Raw genomic sequence first — 205 nt, 5'->3', positions numbered from 1 at the left:
AAAGGCGCCACACGTCAGTTTTCTTATCGAGACGAGCAGGAAAGCACGGCTAAAAAAACATGGATAAGAGGCGAAAAAATGAGCGTAGGTCATTTCATCTGTCAAGGTGACAAAACCAGTTGCGGCGGGGAAGTGCTGGGCGTAGATCAAACAACCCACATGAATGGCCGTCTTCGTGCCTGCGAAGGTGACCCAGTTACCTGCG

General features: G+C 50.7%; 1 protein-coding gene. It reads left to right on the top strand.

Going from position 1 to position 205, the window contains the following annotated elements:
* Positions 1 to 78: 78 nt before the first annotated feature.
* Positions 79 to 205: PAAR domain-containing protein (locus P353_RS30295; protein WP_420093364.1), on the top strand; the 127-nt coding region annotated here is incomplete at its 3' end.

Source organism: Comamonas testosteroni (assembly GCF_000761245.1).
In the GTDB taxonomy this organism is placed as follows: domain Bacteria; phylum Pseudomonadota; class Gammaproteobacteria; order Burkholderiales; family Burkholderiaceae_C; genus Comamonas; species Comamonas testosteroni_C.
This window is presented reverse-complemented; position numbering and strand designations above follow the sequence as displayed.